This window comes from Bacillus multifaciens, assembly GCF_030756675.1.
Lineage (GTDB): Bacteria > Bacillota > Bacilli > Bacillales > Bacillaceae_G > Bacillus_A > Bacillus_A multifaciens.
In genome coordinates this window covers 1-22,582 of sequence record NZ_JAVBXD010000041.1, presented here as the reverse complement: position 1 = coordinate 22,582, position 22,582 = coordinate 1, and the positions used below count along the sequence as shown (strand labels likewise).

Annotated in this window: 23 protein-coding genes, 1 pseudogene and 1 riboswitch; of the genes and pseudogenes, 16 read left to right on the top strand and 8 right to left on the bottom strand. The window is 35.8% G+C overall.

The window, feature by feature from the left end:
• The first annotated feature begins 6 nt into the window (after window positions 1-6).
• Window positions 7-996: a lipoate--protein ligase gene (lplA, locus tag Q9306_RS20360; protein ID WP_306201793.1), complete on the top strand. Its 990-nt coding sequence runs from the start codon at window positions 7-9 to the stop codon at window positions 994-996.
• Between the two features lie 137 nt (window positions 997-1,133).
• Window positions 1,134-2,666 (top strand): fatty acid--CoA ligase family protein, encoded by a 1,533-nt coding sequence (locus tag Q9306_RS20355; RefSeq protein ID WP_306201791.1) that lies wholly within the window; start codon window positions 1,134-1,136, stop codon window positions 2,664-2,666.
• Window positions 2,667-2,684: 18 nt separating this feature from the next.
• On the opposite strand, the gene Q9306_RS20350 is transcribed toward Q9306_RS20355, so the two are convergent.
• On the bottom strand, window positions 2,685-2,837 hold the full coding sequence (locus Q9306_RS20350; RefSeq protein ID WP_306201789.1) for a hypothetical protein: 153 nt from the start codon (window positions 2,835-2,837) through the stop codon (window positions 2,685-2,687).
• A gap of 254 nt (window positions 2,838-3,091) precedes the next feature.
• Here Q9306_RS20350 and Q9306_RS20345 point away from each other — a divergent pair.
• Window positions 3,092-3,685, top strand: a pseudogene (locus Q9306_RS20345) (sulfate ABC transporter substrate-binding protein); the annotation flags it as partial.
• Window positions 3,686-3,756: 71 nt separating this feature from the next.
• On the opposite strand, the gene Q9306_RS20340 reads toward Q9306_RS20345, so the two are convergent.
• Complete coding sequence (locus Q9306_RS20340; RefSeq protein ID WP_306201787.1) at window positions 3,757-5,115, bottom strand: transposase; 1,359 nt, start codon at window positions 5,113-5,115, stop codon at window positions 3,757-3,759.
• A gap of 101 nt (window positions 5,116-5,216) precedes the next feature.
• Between Q9306_RS20340 and Q9306_RS20335 the strand changes: the two genes are divergently transcribed.
• Window positions 5,217-5,324 carry an FbpB family small basic protein gene (locus Q9306_RS20335; protein ID WP_306201816.1) on the top strand — a complete coding sequence of 36 codons (108 nt, stop codon included), beginning with the start codon at window positions 5,217-5,219 and terminating at the stop codon, window positions 5,322-5,324.
• A gap of 160 nt (window positions 5,325-5,484) precedes the next feature.
• On the top strand, window positions 5,485-5,745 hold the full coding sequence (locus Q9306_RS20330; RefSeq protein WP_306201785.1) for a DUF6123 family protein: 261 nt from the start codon (window positions 5,485-5,487) through the stop codon (window positions 5,743-5,745).
• 2 nt (window positions 5,746-5,747) lie between these two features.
• On the opposite strand, the gene Q9306_RS20325 is transcribed toward Q9306_RS20330, so the two are convergent.
• The 3 genes from Q9306_RS20325 to Q9306_RS20315 are packed head-to-tail and all read right to left on the bottom strand — an operon-like array spanning window position 5,748 to window position 7,941.
• Window positions 5,748-6,653, bottom strand: coding sequence for a DMT family transporter (locus Q9306_RS20325; protein WP_306201783.1), 906 nt, complete (start codon window positions 6,651-6,653; stop codon window positions 5,748-5,750).
• A gap of 4 nt (window positions 6,654-6,657) precedes the next feature.
• Entirely contained in the window at window positions 6,658-7,053 is a 396-nt protein-coding gene (locus Q9306_RS20320; RefSeq protein ID WP_306201781.1) for a reverse transcriptase-like protein, read from the bottom strand.
• Between the two features lie 15 nt (window positions 7,054-7,068).
• Complete coding sequence (locus tag Q9306_RS20315) at window positions 7,069-7,941, bottom strand: aldose 1-epimerase family protein (RefSeq protein ID WP_306201779.1); 873 nt, start codon at window positions 7,939-7,941, stop codon at window positions 7,069-7,071.
• A 126-nt stretch (window positions 7,942-8,067) separates the two neighbouring features.
• A riboswitch (PreQ1 riboswitch) is annotated at window positions 8,068-8,112 on the top strand.
• A 6-nt stretch (window positions 8,113-8,118) separates the two neighbouring features.
• Between Q9306_RS20315 and Q9306_RS20310 the strand changes: the two genes are divergently transcribed.
• From Q9306_RS20310 to Q9306_RS20300, 3 genes are all read left to right on the top strand, one after another.
• Window positions 8,119-8,604: a QueT transporter family protein gene (locus Q9306_RS20310; RefSeq protein WP_020059533.1), complete on the top strand. Its 486-nt coding sequence runs from the start codon at window positions 8,119-8,121 to the stop codon at window positions 8,602-8,604.
• 222 nt (window positions 8,605-8,826) lie between these two features.
• Window positions 8,827-9,486: a ribonuclease H family protein gene (locus Q9306_RS20305; RefSeq protein ID WP_306201776.1), complete on the top strand. Its 660-nt coding sequence runs from the start codon at window positions 8,827-8,829 to the stop codon at window positions 9,484-9,486.
• Between the two features lie 13 nt (window positions 9,487-9,499).
• Complete coding sequence (locus Q9306_RS20300) at window positions 9,500-9,676, top strand: zinc-finger domain-containing protein (protein ID WP_306201774.1); 177 nt, start codon at window positions 9,500-9,502, stop codon at window positions 9,674-9,676.
• A gap of 146 nt (window positions 9,677-9,822) precedes the next feature.
• Here Q9306_RS20300 and Q9306_RS20295 read toward each other — a convergent pair whose 3' ends face one another.
• The 3 genes from Q9306_RS20295 to cspD form a co-directional block, all read right to left on the bottom strand.
• The gene (locus Q9306_RS20295; RefSeq protein ID WP_306201772.1) at window positions 9,823-13,590 is read right to left on the bottom strand and encodes a PA14 domain-containing protein; all 3,768 of its coding nucleotides are present in this window, start codon (window positions 13,588-13,590) and stop codon (window positions 9,823-9,825) included.
• Between the two features lie 438 nt (window positions 13,591-14,028).
• Window positions 14,029-14,277 (bottom strand): DUF2564 family protein, encoded by a 249-nt coding sequence (locus tag Q9306_RS20290; RefSeq protein ID WP_306201771.1) that lies wholly within the window; start codon window positions 14,275-14,277, stop codon window positions 14,029-14,031.
• A gap of 113 nt (window positions 14,278-14,390) precedes the next feature.
• The gene (cspD, locus tag Q9306_RS20285; protein ID WP_306201769.1) at window positions 14,391-14,588 is read right to left on the bottom strand and encodes a cold-shock protein CspD; all 198 of its coding nucleotides are present in this window, start codon (window positions 14,586-14,588) and stop codon (window positions 14,391-14,393) included.
• 555 nt (window positions 14,589-15,143) lie between these two features.
• Here cspD and Q9306_RS20280 point away from each other — a divergent pair.
• The 8 genes from Q9306_RS20280 to Q9306_RS20245 all read left to right on the top strand — a co-directional run bounded on the left by Q9306_RS20280 (window position 15,144) and on the right by Q9306_RS20245 (window position 22,281).
• Window positions 15,144-15,452: a cytoplasmic protein gene (locus Q9306_RS20280; protein WP_306201767.1), complete on the top strand. Its 309-nt coding sequence runs from the start codon at window positions 15,144-15,146 to the stop codon at window positions 15,450-15,452.
• Between the two features lie 60 nt (window positions 15,453-15,512).
• Window positions 15,513-16,133, top strand: a complete 621-nt coding sequence (locus Q9306_RS20275) for a sterol desaturase family protein (RefSeq protein ID WP_306201765.1) — start codon at window positions 15,513-15,515, stop codon at window positions 16,131-16,133.
• A gap of 198 nt (window positions 16,134-16,331) precedes the next feature.
• Window positions 16,332-16,670, top strand: coding sequence for a DUF485 domain-containing protein (locus Q9306_RS20270; RefSeq protein ID WP_306201763.1), 339 nt, complete (start codon window positions 16,332-16,334; stop codon window positions 16,668-16,670).
• A 3-nt stretch (window positions 16,671-16,673) separates the two neighbouring features.
• Window positions 16,674-18,224: a solute symporter family protein gene (locus Q9306_RS20265; RefSeq protein ID WP_306201761.1), complete on the top strand. Its 1,551-nt coding sequence runs from the start codon at window positions 16,674-16,676 to the stop codon at window positions 18,222-18,224.
• A gap of 182 nt (window positions 18,225-18,406) precedes the next feature.
• Window positions 18,407-18,883 carry a hypothetical protein gene (locus Q9306_RS20260; protein WP_306201758.1) on the top strand — a complete coding sequence of 159 codons (477 nt, stop codon included), beginning with the start codon at window positions 18,407-18,409 and terminating at the stop codon, window positions 18,881-18,883.
• Window positions 18,884-19,242: 359 nt separating this feature from the next.
• Entirely contained in the window at window positions 19,243-20,070 is an 828-nt protein-coding gene (locus Q9306_RS20255) for a MerR family transcriptional regulator (RefSeq protein WP_306201756.1), read from the top strand.
• A 111-nt stretch (window positions 20,071-20,181) separates the two neighbouring features.
• On the top strand, window positions 20,182-21,534 hold the full coding sequence (locus Q9306_RS20250; protein WP_306201753.1) for an MATE family efflux transporter: 1,353 nt from the start codon (window positions 20,182-20,184) through the stop codon (window positions 21,532-21,534).
• A 165-nt stretch (window positions 21,535-21,699) separates the two neighbouring features.
• Complete coding sequence (locus Q9306_RS20245; RefSeq protein ID WP_306201751.1) at window positions 21,700-22,281, top strand: YdcF family protein; 582 nt, start codon at window positions 21,700-21,702, stop codon at window positions 22,279-22,281.
• Window positions 22,282-22,582 lie beyond the last annotated feature (301 nt).

The following is a 22,582-nucleotide window of genomic DNA, read 5'->3' as shown; positions in this document are numbered from 1 at the left end:
GAAACGATGTTATTTATCGATAATAAAGGAATTACAGATCCAACGATTAACTTAGCAATTGAAGAATATTGTGTGAAAAACTTAGACATTAATGAAACGTATTTACTGTTTTACATCAATGAACCATCTATTATTATCGGGAAGAATCAAAACACAGTGGAAGAAATCAATGCTGATTACGTACGGGAAAAGGGAATCCACGTGGTAAGACGCCTTTCTGGCGGCGGAGCTGTATATCATGATTTAGGGAATTTAAACTTTAGCTTTATCACAAAAGATGATGGAGATAGTTTTCATAACTTTAAGAAGTTTACAGAACCGGTGACAGTAGCACTTGGGAAATTAGGAATTAATGCTGAATTAAGCGGCCGCAATGATATTTTAGCGGAAGGAAGAAAAATTTCCGGTAACGCTCAATTTGCGACAAAAGGACGTATGTTTAGTCACGGTACGTTATTATTCGATTCCGAAATCGACCATGTTGTGTCGGCGTTAAATGTAAAACTGGATAAAATTCAATCAAAAGGAATTAAATCGATTCGCAGCCGCGTTGCAAATATTGCAGAATTTTTGAATGAGAAAATTACAATTGAAGAATTTAAACAGCTCCTTTTAGAAAATATTTTTGAAGGAGAAAGTGAAATTCCAACATACGAATTAACGGAAGAAGATTGGAAAGAAATCCATAAAATCTCAGAAGAACGTTATCGAAATTGGGATTGGAACTACGGGAAATCTCCAAAATTTAACTTACAGCATTCACACCGTTTCCCAGTTGGGCAAGTAGATGTCCGGTTAGAAGTACAAAAAGGCGTAGTCTCAGAATGCAAGATTTACGGGGACTTTTTCGGCGCTCTCGATGTACGTGACATTGAAGAGCGCTTAAGTGGTAAGGTGTTTGATAAAGAAGCATTTGCGACGGCGTTAGCTGATGTAGAAGTGCCACGTTATTTTGGCAATATAACAAAAGAAGATTTCTTATCTTTATTCTTTTAATTGTATGAAAAACAACCATATCTTACGTGTGGTTGTTTTTTTATATACGTTTTATAAAATGTACCTTGCGCCTATAATTTTCTTTTAATATAATGTATTTAGAATTTTTTAAATTTTATATAAAAGGTGGGGGTTTTGTGAATCTCGTTCAAAGATTAGCCGAAACGGTGAAAAAGAAGGGAGACAAACCGGCTTATATATTTCAGGATCAGTCGGTATCTTATGACCGATTTAATGAAATGGTCATAAGGTTTTCTAGTAGTCTAGCAAAAATGGGCATTGGAAAAGGGGACAATGTCGCATTAATTGTTGGGAATTCGCCGCACTTTTTGATTGGTTTATACGGAGCGATGCGTGCCGGGGCGACAGTTGTTCCAGTTAATCCGATTTATACGCCAGATGAACTATATTACATTTTACAAAATGGAGACGTTAAAGCAATCATCACACTAGACATCCTTCTACCAGTTATGCAGTCTCTTACATCTAGACTTCCTTCTATTGAAAATATCATCATTTGTGAAACCACAGCAGATTCAGCTCATGAAGAAACCGAAAAAATGAAAACGTTTACGAGTATAATAGCAAGCGGAGACCTTACTTTCCAAGGTCCAGATATACAAGAAGAAGACGTTGCCGTAATTTTATACACATCAGGAACGACAGGAAAGCCAAAGGGTGCAATGTTAACGCACAAAAATTTATATAGTAATGCAAGCGATGTTGCTTCGTATTTACAGTATACAGAGCACGACCGCGTCATTGCTGCGCTGCCGATGTTTCATGTGTTCTGTTTAACGGTTGCTGTCAATGCACCAATTGTAAACGGCGCCACGATTTTAATGTTGCCGAAGTTTAGCCCGAAAGAAGTATTTCGCATTTGCCGTACATACGAAGCTACAATATTTGCTGGTGTACCAACAATGTATAATTATTTATATTTATATGAAGAAGCAAGTACAGAAGATGTTCATACGCTTCGTTTTTGTATTTCTGGCGGTGCGTCTATGCCTGTTGCCCTTCTTAAAAACTTTGAAAAACGTTTCCATGTTATCGTCTCAGAAGGATATGGCTTATCAGAAGCATCACCTGTAACATGTTTTAATCCAATTGATCGTCCGCGTAAAGCAGGTTCAATCGGAACGAATGTTCAGAATGTGGAAAACAAAGTTGTTAATGAAATGGGCGAGGAAGTACCTGTTGGCGAAGTTGGAGAATTAATCGTTCGCGGTCCGAATGTCATGAAGGGTTATTACAAAGCGCCAGAAGATACAGCGGCAACACTTCGAGATGGCTGGCTTTACACAGGCGACTTAGCAAAAATGGATGAAGAGGGCTATTTTTATATTGTAGACCGGAAAAAAGATATCGTTCTTGTTGGCGGTTATAACGTCTACCCGCGCGAAGTAGAAGAAGTGTTATATATGCACGAAGCGATCGCAGAAGTCGTTGTAATCGGTGTTCCAGATGAAAATTTAGGAGAAGCGGTAAAAGCATACGTCGTACCGAAAACGACAAGTGTGACAGTAGAAGAACTGATGGCATATTGCGCGCTTCACCTTGCAAAATATAAAATACCAAGCAGCATTGAGTTTTTAGAAGAACTTCCGAAAAATACGACAGGAAAGATTTTAAGAAGAGCGTTAAAAGAGAAAGCGATGCAAGTATAAGGGGAATGAAACAGCAGCTCATTGTATTGGAGCTGCTGTTGTTTCTTTGTATGTATTTCTTTTTATAAAAAAAACGATAGAACAAATAGTTGGAAGTCCTATTAAGTATAAATCAAATAAGTCGGTAATATTTGGGGGAATTCCACCAAGAACAATCATCATTATCTGCATGTTATGACTCTCCTCCTTTCATAATTTTATATGGTTCTTTTGCTATTTCAATTCCTCTAATTGGTTAGTTTTACTTTCCGTGTAAAAATTGTTTGATTTCATAGTTGACATATCGGAATTGTGTATTTAGAATGAAAAGAAATAATTGAAAAATGAAATAATAAAAGCTAATCAGAGAAACTGAAGGCGCACAACATTCACTTTGTGAAACGTTTGTGTGCCTTTTTCTATTGATAAAACGAGGAGGGGTATAAATGAAGTTGTGGGGGAAAACATCAATTAGGGCAGGGGTGCTGTTGTCGACGGTGCTTTTGTTTTCAGGGTGCGCATCGGCAACATCTACGAGTAAGTCAGAATCAGGAAAGCCTATTGAACTTTTAAATGTATCGTATGATCCGACCCGGGAATTGTATCAAGATTTCAACAAGGACTTCGCTGCATATTGGAAAGAGAAAAGCGGTCAAACGGTTACTGTGAAGCAATCCCACGGGGGATCAGGCAGTCAGGCGCGTTCGGTTATGGATGGGTTAGAAGGGGATGTTGTGACGCTTGCATTAGCATATGATATTGACGCCATTAGTAAGAAGAAGCTGTTACCGGAAGATTGGCAGAAACGTTTGTCTAATAACTCGACTCCTTACACATCGACGATCGTATTTCTTGTGCGAAAAGGGAATCCGAAAAAGATTAAAGATTGGGATGATTTAACGAGAAAAGGAGTCTCTGTTATTACTCCAAATCCGAAAACGTCGGGAGGAGCACGCTGGAACTATTTAGGTGCATGGGGATACGCTTTGAAAAAAAATAATAATAGTGAAGAAAAGGCAAAAGAATTTGTAAGTCAATTGAATCAATTTCATAATTGTTTCTTTTCCTGAGTTGGATGGACAGAATTTTAGAGGTGGGGGTTTTGAAAATACTAAGCGGCTTGATTCATTTCTTTCATTTTCTGATTGATTCGATCTACAGCTAACTTTGAAGCGTTATAAACAAGCGTCACAAGATTGAAATGTACTTTTGCTCGTTTTCCAGATCGATATCGGACATTTTTTAGCTGAAAGAATTCTTTTAGATATGCGTTCACTCGTTCGACTGCACTTCTTTGATTGTAAAGCTTTTTCCATGCTTCTGTTCCACGACCTGGAGCACTATATTTCCGAATATCTGTCTCTATTTTGATTTTGTAGACTTTTTGGCAAAGAGAATCCATCGCTAATGGGCAAGTCTTACACTCATTTGGTCTTGTGTACTTCAATGTTTGATATTTCTCATCAAAACTATCGTAGCGATAAGAGTGTTCACGCACGCAAGTAAGAGCGAAATGTTCATCAAAACCAAGGAGTTCTCCTTCATTTTTTTTGTTATAAGCAATGATTGCTTTTGCTTTCATGCGGTGAAGTTGTGTGTAAATTGGTTCGTAATCATACCCCGCGTCTAACACGCCATACCGAATGGTTAACGAAGAAAATCGTTCTTGTATACTTTTTAATAGAGGAATCGCAGCTTTTCCATCATGTAAACTAGCGGAAGACATAATGGATTGAAGAATATATTGGCTCTTGGATCCTACTGCCAAATGGGCTTTGAATCCAAACCAAAACGTGTTTTTCCCTTCACTATTTTTCTTTATGCCCCAATTTGGGCGTAAAGGAATTTCTGTCCGTAGAGTTTTCAAGCTAACATCTAGTTGATCTTTTATTGTTTTTTCGTAGGTGTTTTTTTGATTTTCTTGCGCTTCTTTTTCTTTTTGAAAGGCTTCTTGTTCCGCTTTTGGTTTACGACCACGCTTCTTTGGTTCTGGTTTTGGTTTCTTTTCTTGCGGAGTCGCTTGGTCCCTGGATTCAAAATGTGTCGCATCAATAGCGACTACATCATCTGTAATAAAATTCTCTTGAATCGCTTGAAGAAGCAAAGTTTCTTGAACCGTTTCTAGTACATTTGACTCACTTAATTTTTGAGTGAAACGTGAAAAAGAAGCTTCGGAAGGGATACGATCAGAAAATAAAAAGCCACACTCTAAATGGAACATAAAATCATGTCGTAATCGTTTCACAAGATCCTTAATCGTTGGAATTCGTTCCACAATACGAGCAACGAGGGCATAGATCATCGCTGCATAATTTAATTCTGTTGGCGCACCATAAATCGATCGTTTTGAGACAACAGCTAAGATAGGTTCGATAGTCAATGTAGAAAAAATCGCTTCGAATCGTCTCGTCGGCTCTAAATCATATAAATCTTGGATGCCAAACAGACTTCCTTGTCGTATAATAGGCATAGGGAGTCAACCTCTTTTCTTGGTTTGGTTTGTGTCGTAACTACCATTATACAAGAATTTGGGGAGGTACTCCTTTTTTGTGTGCTCAAAACCATTGGTATATCAGGGCTGAAAATTATGAAATTGATTCGAATGATAAAGAAAACATAAGAGAAATTGAAGAAAAAATTGAAAAAAGACATATATCATATACAGTAGCGAGTAATTGAGTGAAGAACGGCTGGAAAATAAAGTGAAACTTAGCAGTTTCACTTTATTTTTTGGGGGAAAAGAAGGGCTAAAGGAGTTGTCAAAGAAATTTCATTCTCATTGTGTCAGAAAACATGTATGATAGGAAAGGTGGAATTTTTTAATTTAGGTGGGGAAATAATGCAAACAGTTCAAGACTATCTTTCATTCTTACATACGAAAGGGTTTAAATTATCAGAGGATGCCCAAGGATTTATTATGTTTGGCCAAGGCTATACAGGTTCATCTGATGGAATTGTGAATGCGGCAATTGAAGCGACCATTAAGCATCAATTACAGTTTGATGGTAGTTATTTTATCGCTTTGCTAGAACGGTTGAAAGAAGAGAAAATTACGGATAAAAAAAGCGCGATGGCTTTTTTGCGGAAGTTACAATCATAACTTCACGCAGCCTGCGCTTCTTTTTTTCGTTTATTTGGTAGTTCTACAAAGATCATGCCTAAGAAAATACAAATACACCCAATGATAGCGGATATTGATAATTGCTCATTTGCAACAAGAACACCTGTTATTGCTGCAAAGACGGGTTCCATTGCAAAAATAATTGCAACGCGGGTAGGAGATGTATATTTTTGCGCTGTTGTTTGAATAAAAAATGCAAGGGAAGTTGCAAAAAGTGATGTTAACAATAGTGCAAATAAAAATGAGCGATTTGTCCATAATGACATCGAAAATAATTTCTCCCAATCTTCAAACAAAAATGCACAAATAGAAGAGAAGAGTCCTACCGCTAATATTTGTGTTGTACTTAATAATAACGGAGATATCTTTTTTGAAAAGAATCCATTTACTAGGATGTGAGCAGCAAATGCTACAGCACAACCTAAGATAAGGATATCTCCCATATTGAATTGAAAAGCATCTCCAGCTGTTAATAGAAATAATCCAATTGTAGCTGCTGTAATTCCGAGTACAATAAATAGATTTGCTTTTTGCTTTAAAAAGATAAACGATAAAATGGGTACCATAACAATGCTAAGACCCGTTAAAAATCCGGCTTTAGAAGAGGTTGTATATAATAAACCAAATGTTTGTAGTAAATACCCAACAAATAAAAAGAATCCTACTATCATACCCGCACCGCTACTATAGCCTACGTGTGTAATAGGTATTCTTTTCATAGAGATGAGCTGAATGATGGATAAAATCATTCCAGCTAATAAAAAACGTACACCATTAAAAGAAAATGGCCCGACAAATGACATGGCATTTTGAACGACAACAAATGTAGCTCCCCAAATGAAAGCAACAAACAATAAAGCGAGAGGAGCAATCCACTCTTTTTTCAATACATTACCTCCGTTCATTTTTTTGTATGGCTTTTCGTGCTAATTCATCGGCTGCTTTATTTTGACTGCTTGGAATCCACTTTATAAAAAAGAGATCAAATTGCTCGATCATTTTTAGTGCCTCATCTAAAAGTGGTGCATATAATGGATTCTTTACATATTGTTTTTCAACCGCTCGTTCTACAAGTTGTGAATCTGTTCGAAACGATACAATTTTATAATTATGTTCGGTGCAATATTTTAATGCAGTAAGTAATGCATGATACTCTGCTTCATGGTTGCTCATAATTCCAAGCGGAACAGTGAGCTGTACAGGCGGTTGAACCCCTTTAATAAAAACCCCAGCGCCGGAAGGACCGGGATTTCCTTTTGATGCACCATCAATGTACACTTCAATCAAACTGAAACCCTCCAATTAACCGATTGTAATACTATAGCGGCATATAAATGTTTCATTCGCTTTTAACATTTGAATTCCTTTTTTCTCTTTAAAGTCTTTTGCGGGATCTAGTTCATCAGCGATGCCATACCAAGGTTCAATACATAAGAACGGTGCATTGTTTTCTGGTGTCCATACACCGACAAATGGGAATCTTTCAAATGAAACTTTGACAAATTTATTATGATTGTGAGAACGGATGGTAATTTCATTTTTGCGCATATTTTCAAATATTAGTGCATCGTTTTGAAATAAATCATACGCAAGAGGAAGCTCTGTTGCTTCTTCTGCTACTACGAGTTTATGTTTAGAAAGAAACGGTCCTTCTAGTACACTTGATTCTAAGCGCTCAGGAGTACTGAAAGATAAATAGTAGTCTGTGAAAGATTCATTTGGTAATAATGGACAATTAAAACCAGGATGCCCTCCAATTGAAAAATACATTTCTTCCGAGTTGGAATTGAATACTTCGTATGTTACGGATATAGATGTTCCATTTAATTCATAAGAAACAAGCAATTCAAATGCAAACGGATAGTTTTGTAAAGTTTCTTCATTACTTGTTATTGTGTATGTAATTTTGGATTCAGTTTGTTCTTTAATCGTAAATGTTAAATCACGAGCAAAGCCATGTTGTGTTAATGAATACGGTTTACCGTCCACATAATAGGTATTGTCTACTAATCTTCCTACGATTGGGAATAAAATAGGAGCACGTCGCCCCCAATACTTTGCGTCTCCTTGCCATATATATTCTGTATGGTCTTCTTTTAAGCGAACACTTTGTAGTTCTGCACCCCTTTCAGAAATGGATACGATCATTTTTTCGTTTTGAATTATTGCTGTCATGAACAAACCTCCTAAATCTTTCATGTTTTTATTATACGTCCTTTTGTCATCATTCATAAAGTAAGGATTTTGCTATATTGACTTGGATTTAAATAATAATTATAATTTAATTTTGTTTATTAAAATATTCACATGGTTCGTAACCATCCCACGTAAAAAAACTAAGGAGATTGTATAATGAAAGTTAAGACACTTGTTGGTAATGGTATTTTAGCGGCACTATATATTGCTGTTACTATGCTTATTCAACCTTTTGGTTTTACAAATATTCAATTTCGTATTTCAGAAATGTTTAATCATCTTATTGTGTTCAACAAAAAATATATTTATGGAATTGTTTTAGGTGTATTTTTAGCAAACCTCTTTTTCTCACCAATGATTGCATATGATCTTGTATTTGGAGTGGGGCAATCTATTATCGCTTTGCTTTGTACAATCGTTTCTATGCGTTTTATAAAAGGGATATGGGCACGAATGATCTTTAATACAGTGGTCTTTACATTTACAATGTTTATTATTGCGATTGAACTTCATCTTGCATTTGATTTACCATTTTTGTTTACATGGTTAACATGTGCGATTGGTGAGTTTGTTGTAATGGTAATCGGAGGACCTGTCATGTATTTTATTAACAAACGAGTTCAGTTTGAGAAATTCGTGTAAGATTCATTAGAGAGTTGTTCACTTTATTGTGGCAACTCTTATTTATTTTTTTTAGGCATCTCACTTATGGGGAGGAGGAACTTAAGTATTCAAATATATTACCCCCTAAGAATGTTATGTATTTCGAATAGAATACTGTTCGCATAGACAAAATAGGATAAAATAAGAGCATAATATTTAGTATGAACGTATATGGGTTTTGCATATAAAAGGGGGAGCAAAATGAAATATAAAATTACTTGGTTATATCGAACAAAGCATGGTTTAGAGACTAATCTAGAAACAGACTTCCTTCGTTTAGAAGAAGCGATGCAGTTCGCTGCGGATTTTGAAAAAACAGGAAGAGCGAAGGAATTGGTATTTCATGATGAAATGGGAGTAGAATGGACGTTAAAAGAAGCTAAGAAACTAAGTAAACAAGTTGAAGAAGAGCCGCAAGACCTTACGCTATATTTTGACGGGGGATATGATATTGAGACGAAAGAAGCGGGCGTAGGGATAAGCATTTATTATAAGAAACAAGGGAAAATGTATCGAATTCGCCGCAATGCTTACATAGAAGGAATTGATGATAATAATGAAGCGGAATATGCAGCGTTATTATATGGAATGAACATATTGGAAGAGTTAGGGGTTAAGTATGAATCGGTGATATTGCGTGGTGATTCTCAAGTCGTTCTTCAACAATTAGCAGGTGAATGGCCATGCTATGAGGAGCATTTAATTCATTACTTAGATCAAATTGAGCAAAAAGCAAAACAGATGAAAATAAAATTAGTATGTGAACCCGTTTCTAGAAAACAAAATAAAGAAGCGCATCAATTAGCAACGCAAGCATTGGAAGGAACGAACATTGAGAGTCATAAAGAAATAACAGAATAGGAGTGTAGAAGGAGTGGATCGTAAGCAGTTAATTACTGAAGTAAACGATTTATTAGAAACATATTGCGATGGTTGTTTTTTGCAGAAGCATTTTCGAAAAGAACAGAGTAAATATTATGCGCACTCCTTTTGCATTCGGCAATGTACGATAGGAGAAAAGTTACAAGAGTATGGAAAACAATTGTCTTGAACAATCATCTCTTTGCTTTGCTCAGCTAAAGTTTTAAAGCACAGTAAGCAAGTGAGGGTGTTGGAGGAGATTGGGAGAAAACAAAAAGATGGCGTTTGCCATCTTTTTGTTTTGTATTTCTATGTTTTATAATAAAGTTTGCTACATTATAGACGATAGGATGAAACGTTGATGCCTTTCCACTCATAGTAATCTAAAATGCCAGAGTAAATTGCTTCAGCAGCACGTTGTCTCCAATATTCAGAACCTAATTTTTCATTTTCTTTCGGATTGTCAATAAAAGCTAGCTCTGCAAGGATAGCAGGCATTGTATTTTCACGTACAACATATAAATCGCCATCTTTTACACCACGGTTTTTCGTTTCCAGCGCATCTACGAGACGACTTTGTACTTTTTCAGCTAGTACACGGCTTTCTTCTGTATTAGGATTTCCATAACTTCTTGATTGCCAATAGTATGTTTCTGTTCCATTTGCAGTGCCATTGAAGCCGTTTGCGTGAATGCTCACAAAAATATCTCCGTTATTTTGCTGTGCAAACTGTACTCGTTTTTGAAGTGATTCTTTTGCCGTATTACCAGGTCTCGAATCCGTTTCACGAGTTAATAACACTTTAAACGGTGCTTTGCGATTAAATAAATCACGAACACGTAGGGAAACATCTAATACAACTTTGTCTTCTGTTAGCCCATTTTCAGTACCAGTATGGCCATCATCGACACCACCATGACCTGGATCAATAATGATCGCTTTTCCGTTTAGTGGATCTTTATTTTCAATTACTTGTAGATTATTGGCTTGAACCCATCCTGTTTGATCGCCGATGCGAACTTCAATCCAGTTATTTGGGTCTTTACGAAGTACATCAAGAGTTGTTCCTTGCTGTAGTGTCCATTTTTTATTATTACTATATGGATACGGTTCTGTACGGAACTCGTCTGTTGTTTTTGTCATTTTTCCTTTTGTATTTGCTGCGTAGTTCGTAAAAGGAATATCTTTTGGCAATTGATGTGAATTGGTCACTGATTCATTATTTTTAGGTAAAATATTTACACCGTTATATTCAGAACCGTTATATGGATGGATTTCTTCCATAAGGTTCGCAATCTTTGTTGCCCATCCAGTATCTGTTGAATAGTTAGCGTTAATATCAGCTACGGTAACCCCTTTATAGCGCCAATCTCCAGGTTCTAAATAGTACGCTCTTACGTAAGCTGCATTATAATTAATACTGTCATTAAACGTATTGAAATAGCGAGCTAAACCGAATGGATCTGAATCTTCAGCACGAAGACCAAATAGATTATGTTTTCGATAGGCGATTAATGATTTGCCGTACCCAGACTCTAAAATAGCATGTGATGCTAAAAAGAGAGCATTCACACCGTATTTGTTTTGTGCGTCAATAAACGCCTGTCCATATCCGGTAAGCGGGCTAGTTCCGTTCGTTCTTCGGTTCATATAGTTATCGATTTCCCCGGCAGTTACTTTTGAAGGTTTACGTAAATCTAGCGTTTCATAAGGTTTACCAATATAGTAATCTAGTGAAAGATTTGCTGAGCCGCTTCCTTCAAAATACTCTACACGCAGCTTGTGGTTTCCTTTTGCTACAGACATTTTTCCTTTACGTACATCGTTATTACTTGGTTGCCAAGAGTTAATAACAGGTTGATCATCTACATAAACGCGAATACCATCGTCTGCTTTTGCTGTGAATGTATAATCTCCGCCTTCAAAGTATTCCGTTTTTGTAAAGCGAGCCGAGAAATTATCATTTGAAATGAATGGGCTTGGAGCCCCGTATTGCCAATTGAAATTCAGCTTCTCGATTTTTTGTAAAGCATTATTGCCACCGAGAATAATAGGATTACCTTGTAGATTCGTATTGTTATAGAATTCACCGAGCCAAGTAGACGAATTTTGTACAGTACTATAAGGTTCAATACTAAATTCAGCGCGACTTTGTCCTGTTTGCTCTAAATATTGTACTTCAACTAAATGCGTATCAGGCTCATTGGTTTTACCAATTATTCCGGCTGCAGTTCCATCATCAATATGAATTGTTTTTGCATATTCTGCAAATCCAGATGGACCCCAGCGGTCAAGAACAAGTTTTCCATCTACAAAGACGCGAATGCCATCATCAGCGCGCCCGCGAATGACGTAATCTCCAGCAGACAGGCGTTTTACCGTTGTGTAACGAGCTGAGAAGTTGTCAACTGGTACTTTAGAAGTTGGTGCACCGTAGCCATTATTTTCAGCAAGTTGTTTTACATTTCCTTGTGGTGCTAATACTTTTGCATCCACTGGATAGCCCTCTAAATTCGTATTTGGATAATAATAAGCTAGCCAAGAATCAAATGGTACAATATCAGAAAAGACAGCAGCTTGTCCGCTATTTTCATAGTAGTTCGTTTGAATTTTATGATTTCCCTGTTGCACCTTTGTTACGATAGCGCGATCAATTTTTCCACCAGCGTCATACCAACGATCAATAACTTGTTTCCCGTCAAAGGAGACTTTAATACGATCATCTGCTAATGTATGTATAAAATAGTCGCCCGTAGCAAGTTGTCTAGATTGATCGAAAACGGCTGTAAAATTATCTGCTGGTCGATCTGGTGTAGGACTTCCATATCCCCAATTATAATGAACATCCCCGCCTGTTTGATAAAACGGTCCAGGTTCTTTTTTATAATCGAATTGAAGGTTAGCTTGTCCACCCTGCTCCATATATTCAACAGTAATTTTATGTTCACCAGCTGATATTGGTACTTTTACTTTACGAGTTTCACTGTTACTAGCAACCCAAGAATCGATTACCATTTTGTTATCAATGTAAACACGTACACCATCATCTGCTTTGGCAGTAAGGTAATAATCACCTTTCTCAAACGTAGCTACTTTAGTAAATCGTGCAGAAAAATTATCATTTGAGATAGCTTTATGCGGAGCACCATATTGCCAATTAAAGTTAATCGTATTCAACTTCTCTGAAGATTGATTTCCACCAATAACAACAGCATCGCCTTTTAGCTCTTTGTTATTATAGAATTCGCCGAGCCAACTTGTTGATTTTGCTGCATTGCTATAAGGTTCAATTTGAAAATCGACTTGGCTGTCTCCGCCTTCTTCTAAGTATTGCACTTCAATTAGATGCGTATCTTTTTGACTTGTTGCACCGAATACCTGGGCTGCAGTTCCGTCAGCAATGTGGATTTTTCGTGCATCTTCTGTTAACCATCCAGGTTCCCAGCGATCAAGAACGAGTCTTCCGTCAATAAAGACACGAATCCCATCGTCTACTTTTCCGCGAATCATATAATCCCCAGCAGGCAATCGCTTCACTGTTGTATAACGAGCTGAGAAATGATCCGCTGGTACTTTCGACATTGGAGAGCCGCTTCCGTTGTTTTGGAACAACCTCTTTTCTTTTCCTGTCGGAGCAATTACTTGTGCGTTTACTGGGTAGCCTTCTAGGTTTTTATTTGGATAATAGTAGGCTATCCAATGATCAAAGGGAACAATATCTGAAAAAACTGCTGCTTGACCAGTATTTTCATAGAATGTGGTTTGTAACTTATGAGTCCCCGCCTTTACATTTGTTACAAGTGCACGATCAATTTGTCCGCCAACATCATACCAACGATTAATAATTGGTTTCCCGTCAAAGGAGACTTTTACACGATCATCTGCTAATGTGTGTATGAAGTAGTCACCACTTGATAGTTGTTTAGATTGGTTAAAAATGCCGGTAAAATGGTCTGCTGAAACTCCAGATTTTGGACTATCGTATCCCCAATTGTAATGTACATCTCCATCATTTTGGGTAAATGTATCACTTGCAGCATGTGCTATAAGCGGGGTGAGGAATAAACCAGCTGCAACGATTGGAACATACCATTTTTTATTCAATTTTTTATTCATCTCCTTTCAAAAAAATATGAGACTTTATTAATCTAACATAATTCCTAATAAAGCGATATATAAATGTATAGATGTGAAAAATTTTGTAACAAATGTTTATTTTTTTCTGGACAGGTGATGTTGAAGGTATTGTGTGGGGACAGGTGTGAAATAAAGGGTTATAAATAATGGAAACGTAAAGATTGGCGGCAGAAATATTAAATGAATAAGAAAAGCAAGTGAAGGGAAAAGTGCGTTGTTTTTATTTGTATGATTATGTAAGGGCTTGGTATTGAGTTTGCACACTTTTTACGCCTGAATTATTAAAAAGTTTCTGAACAAGTTCGTTTGTTTACAGTAGGCGAAATGCTTTATATGAATTGTAAAACGATAGGAAATGCGGGGATATAAGTAGAAAAACATCCAGAGAAATTTCTCTGGATGTTTTTAATTCTTTGCCTCTTGTAATTGATGCTCGCACTTTTCTAATTTTTCTTCTTGATCTAATAAAAACGGTGCATCTAAATCGGTGGCTACTTCTTTCATTGTTTCAAGCTGCGAACGAGCGGATTCAACAGCATTTGTAGCGTGCTGTAATGATTCAGGGTCCATTGTGATTGTCGCGGAACCAACCATCTTTTGCGCAGTTTCTACGCGCAATTTTACTTCTTCAAAATCGTTTACAGGTGAACCCATTGTTTTCTCCTCCTTATTTTCTCATTTCACATAGTTTTTGCTCTGTGGAAAAGAAATATGCAGAAGAATAACAAAGGAGGTTATCAGTAGATAACCTCCTGTCATGTATCAAATTAAAGTTTTATTACGTTAGCAGCTTGAGGTCCACGATTTCCTTCAACGATCTCAAAAGAAACTTCTTGACCTTCTTCTAAAGATTTGTAGCCTTCACCTTGAATTGCAGTGAAGTGTACGAATACATCGTCAGAACCTTCAACTTCGATAAACCCAAAACCTTTTTCGCTATTAAACCATTTTACTTTACCTTGCATACGAAAATGCCCCCTAAATATGATTACTTTCTCATTTAGTGAATGATACATAAAATATTAACAAATTTATAAAATTGAACTTATTATATTATTGAATATTCTGCTAAATAATAACTTAAATATACATGTAATGGTAGATTTTAGTCAAGTAAGCGGTTTTATTTCTGATCAATATGAATAACAATTGAGAAAACAACAAAAAGGTTTTTAAAGAGACGGGAACAGGGATATTTATGTTGAAAAAATGAGGGTTGTTCGTTCTATAGTTTTTGTATGTTTATGGATAAAAAAGGATATTTTAAATATGTGTATTTTTTTGTGAATTTCAAAGTGTAAAACAAGGAATATTACATTCAAATATCGAATATACAAAGGTAGGAAGATGTAGGTGGACCTTGTTAATCTTTTGTGACAGGTTTTAATCGATTGAACTTTGTTTTATGGTTTGATGTATATGGAAGTACAATGATTTTATGGAATAATATTGATTTTTTCTATTCATTTTGCTTATAAAGCGTTACAATTGTTTATATAAGAATTGAAGGGGAGATTTCTATGTATCGAACCACAGTAAATGAAAAGGAAATTATTATTACGTTATCATCAAAAATACGTAAAGAAATAACAGATAGAAATCCATTATACGAGGCTGTTCTTCAACTAGCCGAACGATTACTTCAAACAAAACAACCGACATTTGCTGTAAATCATGAAATATTTGGGTTGATTATTGGTGAAGTACAACGTGGAGAAGTGACAGTTTTTGCAGTGGAACATATTATTCCAAAACAAAATATATTCGGTTCGAGTAATATTTTCTATCCAAATGTGGAAACAAGCAAATTTGTAATGGGAATAGAATAGAAATAAAAAGGCGGCCATAACAATGTGTTACGGCCGCTTTCTAAAGAGAGGGGGATGGGGATGAAACGGGTAATGAATGAATTTTTCTTTCAGCACGATATTGTCATTATGATTGGAGTTTCAATTGCTTTTATCGTGTTTTTGAACATGCAATTGTTTACATGGATTGCAGCTATAGCAATTATTGCAGGTATTATCTTTTATACAATTAACGAATATGTAACACATCGTTTTTTATTTCATTTAAAACCGCCAAAGAATCCATTTTTATTAAAAATGTTAAAACGTCTTCATTATGATCATCATGTATATCCGAATGATTTAAAGTTACTATTTTTACCTGTGTGGTATAGTCTTCCTGGATTTACAATTTATTTATGCATTATATATGGTATTACTTCTAACATCACAGTGACATTATCATTTGGAATTGGAATGATCATCATGCTATTAGTATATGAATGGAAACATTACATTGCTCATCGGCCAATTCGTCCATTGACGCCATACGGAAGGTGGCTGAAGAAGCAGCATATACTCCATCATTATAAAAATGAGAATTACTGGTTTGGAGTATCGAATCCAGTTTACGATTTTTTGTTTAAGACATACAAAGAAGGAAAAGATGTCGAAACGAGTGAAACGGCTCGTAATTTAGAAGGTGAAAAAGCGGTGCGATAAGCACTGCTTTTTATTTTAATAAAATATATTAGAAATTTGGAGATAAATGACAGAATTTGTCTATCGAAAAATCTTTGCTTACAAAAATAGATTGTCTACAATAAACTTAAGTTTCTGAATATTTATAAAATTTAGAGTTTAAAGTTGTGAAAGAAAGCATTTAGCGATTTGTATTGAAAAGAAAGGAGTAGGTATGAAATGAAACAAGAAACATCTGCGCGTAAATTGAATGGTGAAATCAATTACTCAAACGTAGTACAGTCTACTGAATTTCAAAATTTGTTACAAGCAAAGAAAAAATTTATTGTACCGATGAGCATTTTCTTTTTCAGTTTTTTTATTGCTTTGCCTATTTTAACATCGTATTCAAAAGTGCTCAATACATCAGCATTTGGTGACATTACATGGGCATGGGTATTTGCATTTGCTCAGTTCGTTATGACATGGTCATTGTGCATGATCTACAGTAAAAAAGCAGAATCATTTGATCGGTTATCGAATCAAATTCTTGAAAACTTGGATAAAGAGAGGGGATAAATATTGAATACAGCAGCTTTTACTTTATTTCTAGTCATTGTGCTTGGAACGCTTGTCATTACGTATTATGCATCGAAAAAAACAAAAAATGCTAGTGATTTTTATACAGCAGGCGGTGGGTTAACAGGATGGCAAAACGGTTTGGCAATTGCGGGTGATTACATGTCCGCTGCTTCTTTTCTTGGAATTGCCGGAGCAATAGCATTAACAGGGTTTGATGGATTTTTTTATAGCATTGGCTTTCTTGTTGCCTATTTAGTTGTACTGTATCTTGTTGCAGAGCCGCTTCGAAACCTTGGGAAGTTTACGTTAGCAGATATGATTGCAGCACGTTTTGATGCAAGAAAAGTACGGGGAGTAGCAGCACTTAATACGATGACAATTTCAATTTTTTATATGATTGCACAGTTAGTCGGAGCCGGAGCACTTATTAAATTATTATTAGGAATCGAATACCGGACGGCTGTACTCATTGTTGGGGTATTGATGACTGTATATGTTATTTTTGGAGGAATGACAGCAACGAGCTGGGTGCAAATTGTTAAAGCAGTATTATTAATGGCCGGTACTTTTATTATTTCTGTTATTGTGTTTGCGAAGTTTAATTTTAGTATTACAGAGATGTTTGCACAAATGAAGACAGCGACACCATTGAAAGAAGCATTTTTAAATCCTGGTGTAAAGTATAAAGTTGGGTTAGATACAATTTCGTTAAATTTAGGGCTTGTTCTTGGTACAGCGGGATTGCCGCATATTCTCGTTCGTTTCTTTACAGTGCGTGATGCGAAAACAGCCCGTCAATCTGTTGTATATGCAACGTGGCTAATCGGAGCCTTTTATATTATGACAATTTTCTTAGGATTTGGTGCAGCAGCATTTGTTGGAAATGGCGCAATTGTGAAAGCAAATCCAGCTGGTAATATGGCAGCACCAATGTTAGCGGAAGCTTTAGGTGGAAATCTTTTATTTGCTTTCGTTTCGGCAGTAGCCTTTGCGACAATTTTAGCTGTAGTAGCAGGACTTGTATTAACGGCAGCATCGGCGTTTGCACATGATTTCTATAATGAAATTTTACGCCGAGGGAAAGCAACGGAAAAAGAACAAGTAAAAATGGCACGTTACGCTTCAGTTGGGGTTGCAGTATTTTCCATTATTTTAGCGCTATTTGCACAAACGTTAAATGTAGCGTTCCTTGTATCACTTGCATTTGCTGTTGCGGCGAGCGCGAACTTACCAGTTATTTTATTTACGATATATTGGAAGCGTTTTAATACGACCGGTGCAATTTGTGGTATGCTTGTTGGCTTAATTTCTGCAATTGCCCTTGTTGCGATGAGTCCGAATGTATGGAATCCGGTGGCTGGAAAAGCAATTTTTGTTGGGGAACCGTTATTTCCATATACAACTCCAGGAATCGTTTCTATTCCACTTGGATTTTTAGCTGCCTATTTAGGAACGATTTTATCTAGTAAGAAAGAAGATGCCGCGAAATTTGATGAAATACTTGTAAAGTCAAATACAGGGCATGGCATTAGTGATGTTTCAGCACATTAAGAAAAAGAAGTGCTTTCCGATTAGGAAAGACACTTCTTTTTTATTTGTTTTCGTAAGAATTATTGTTATCTAGACCATATTAATAAAGTGAAACTTCCATCAGCAGGGGGGCTTACTGCTCACGAATAGCGGGATAAAAGGTTGACTTTCAACTAGTACATTAAAGTTAAAGGAGAGTTAACATGAAAGATGAATTAAAAATAAATATTTATTTAGATGAAACTGATAGTCCGTTTTCAAGATATTGTAGTTCAAATGATGTTCACTTAAGCTCGGATCTTGAAGATTTTCTTTTGTCAAGACTGCATAGCGGTAAAAGAAAAGAAGTAGAAATATTTTTTTTAGGTCAGAATGATTTTGACGAAAAATCATTGAAGACTGCCACAAGTAATACTTTTTCTAACCTCTTGAACGAAGAGGAATATACATATGCTAGAAATGTCAAGAAGGCAATTATTTTGTTTGTGATCGGTATTATTGTTGGAGTGATATACTTGAAGCTTACAAGTAGTCATGCTTATCTTGCAGGAGTATTAAGCATTGTGTGTTGGGTTTTTATTTGGTCAGGTACAGAAGTTTATTTTTTTGAAAATCAGCAAATCAAACAAAAAATTAGAAAGTGCAAAAATATTTTAAATGCGAATGTGTACAAAAAATAAAAAATGAGTGAATATTTCCATTTGTAAAGTTGACTTTTGGATTTTATCTTGTACGTTTAGGGCTATTGTTTGAACTTGGAAGTCGTGATGAAGATAAATATGCCATACGAAGAAAGTGTTCATAAATAAATAAGACCTGGATTTCATCTGAGGTCTTATTTATGTCGATTGAAAGTATAATGTCATGCTCATATATCCGTGGGTAATAACCCCCCATCTCAAGATTCAGAGAGAGCAAAGAAGATAGGCGGGGATGAAGAAAACCACCACTTATTGTAGGATAGCACGATGTATGATAATAGTATTATTTGTATAATAAAGGGAACAGATGGACAAATAAACAGAACGGAGAAGAGTATATGTTATTAAATCAACGTTTTACAATTGGGGAAATGGCAAAAATGCATAATATTCCTGAGTCGACATTGCGGTACTATGATGAAAAGGGAATCTTTCATCCAGCAATTGTTGATTCACAAACAAATTATCGTTACTATACAATCGATCAATTTTCAATGTTGGATACGATTAAGTTTTTACGGCAGCTAAATATACCACTAAAAGAAATTAAACGATATATAGATGAAAGAACACCAGCTTTTGCGATGGATTTATTAGAGAAACAGGAAGAGATGTTACTGAAAAAACAAAAGGAAATTGAATATACGTTAGCAAAAATAAAGCATAAAATTCATTTAATGAAAGAAGCTGTACAAACAGATGCTGATACGGTCTTTTTTGAAAAATTACCAAAGCGGAAAATTACAGCTCTTCCTATTACTTCAAATGTAACAGACGATATGTTTGAATATTATATTCATTCACTTCAAAAAAATATGAAACAAGTAGATGAAAGTTTATTTTCAGGTGATATAGGTGTTACCGTAGCAAAAGATGCATTATTACAACACGATTTTCAAGCGTACAATAGTGTATTCATTCTTCTTGATTACATGCCATTTCAAACGGCATCTAATGTAATTGAAGGTGGGATATATGCGTGTGCGTATCATCATGGATCATATGAAGAAACTGGGAAGACTTATAAGAAGCTGCTACTAGCTATTGAGAATGATGGATACAAAATATGTGGTGACGCAATTGAACTAGCTCTAATTGATTGGTCTGTAACGAGTAATCAAGAAGAGCAAGTGACAGAAATTCAAATCCCTGTGGTAAAAAAGTGAAGTCATTAGGCAGATACATTATAACAAAATATATTTTTTACTTCTCTCTTGACCTTCAAGTAACTTGAAGGTTTACAATGTGAACAGAGAGTCGTAAAGGAGAATTTTGTAATGGAAACAACTGAGCATTTAAGAGAAAAACCGATTAAAAGTCTATTTATTTCTTATTTAATTCCGGCTGTACTTGGAATGGTACTGATGTCGGTGAATATTATGATTGACGCAGTTATGGTGAGCCGTGGTGTAGGAGCAAATGCATTGGCAGGGGTTAACGTTGCTGTTCCTGCATTTTCTATCTTTTTCTCCATTTCACTATGGATTGGAATGGGCGGAGCTACGTTGTATTCTATCGCTTTAGGAGAAAATAAAGTAGAACGAGCGCGTTCTATTTTCACACAGTCTATGACGGTAGCGGTCGCGATTGTTGGTATAATAATGATTATTTGTTTATGGAAAATAGAAGATATAGCATATCTATTTGGTGCAAATGATGTAATTTTACCGTATTCATTAGATTATTTACACGTATTATTCACATTTGGAATGATATATGTGTTAGAAAATGTTTTGAGTACATTTATACGAAATGATGGAAATCCCAATTTGGCTATGGCAGGTTTGATTGTTACAGCGTTGTTAAACATTGTATTTAATTATATTTTTATTTTCGTTTTAGGCTGGGGTGTGACAGGATCAGCGGCTGCTACTATTTTATCTGCAGCAATTGGTTTTCTTGTGCTACTGAGTCATTTCTTTAGAAAAAACAGTATTTTAAAATGGACGAAACTCCATTTAGAATGGGAAACTGTAAAGCAAATTATGATTATCGGTTTTCCGAGCTTCACGACAGAGGTTACGGTAGCGATTGTAACGATTGGATTTAATATCACCTTTATTCAATATGCTGGGGAACAAGGCGTTGCATCGTATGCTATAGTAAACAGTATTCATGCGATGACGTTACTTTTATTCTTTGGAGTTGGGGCAGCGCTGCAACCGATCGCGAGCTTCCATTATGGTGCAAACTTAACGGAAAGATTAAAACAAGGATTACAGATTGCAGTTAAAACAGCTGTTGTACTCGGTATTATTGCAACAATAATTGGTTTATTCTTTGGGAAATACCTGGTAGGTTTATTTGACGTTCAATCTGAAGAATTATTAAATATGACGGTAATAGGAATTAGTTTATTCTTCATGCAATATGTATTTTTAGGATATAACATTGTATATGGTGAATATTTTCAATCTGTACGACAAACAAAAAAATCTGTTTTAATTATTTTAAGTCGCGGGCTGTTACTGATCATTCCTCTTCTGTGGGTGATGCCGAAATTATTTGGTGTAAATGGAATATGGCTTGTAATGCCTGTGGCGGAACTATTAACAGCGTGTGCTGTATTTATGATGAATCATTTTTCACATCCCGTTTCTATACAGACGTTGGAAGAAACACATATATAGTGATGAAGTCCCCTTAACGTGTTAAGGGGATTTTTTCTTGTTATATAGGGATTCGTACAAATATTACTTTTAAAGGGTAAACCATCTTCAATTGGAAAATAAAGCTATACAAGTGATTGGAAGAATATTATGATGAAAAAAATGGGGAATAGGAGAATTTATAGGATGTTAAAAAGAAAGAGATTCAAAAAGTATTGTTTTATTTTCATTATCATTACAGCAGTTTATATGAGTACTTTACAATATATTATTTACAAGCATGGTCACATGGAAGTACCAGATGATGCAGATTATATGATTGTACTTGGTGCTCGTGTGAAAGGAACAGAACCATCTTATGCTTTGCAATATCGTATTGATAAAGCAGTTGAATATTTAAAAACACATCCACAAACAACTGTTATTGTATCTGGTGGGAAAGGAAAAGGTGAAGATATTTCCGAAGCTTTGGCTATGAAACGCGGGTTGGTAGCGCAGGGAATTCAAGAAGAACGAATTACAATGGAAGAACGTTCTTCGAATACAGATGAGAACATAAAATTCTCAAAACCTCTTATTCCGACAAATAAGAAAAAAGGAATCATTGTAACGAATGATTTTCATATGTACCGCGCGAAAAAAATTGCCGAAAAACAGGGGGTGCAGCTAGAGGGATTATCTGCAAGAACACCAAAGCCGATCATCATTCAATCTAATCTGAGAGAGTATTTAGCAATTACGAAGTATTGGATTATGGATCAAATATAATGAGAAATCTTACAAAAAAGGTATATAAGAAATGGTTACAAACCATCGCAACATGGAAAGACCATCACAACTGGAAATTATGGAGTATCCTTCATAAAACAGTGTATATGAGTAATCAACAAATTTTATTCCAAATCAAGAAGGGAGGGAACCAGGTTTAAAACTTATATCCCTTTGCGTATAGTTGACTCGGATGAATGATTATACGCAAAACAAGACCGTTCCTAACAGGAACCTGCCGTTATTCTTTCACAGTAGGTGAATGAGAAGGTGATAGCCTTGCGGACAGGAAAAAGGTGAG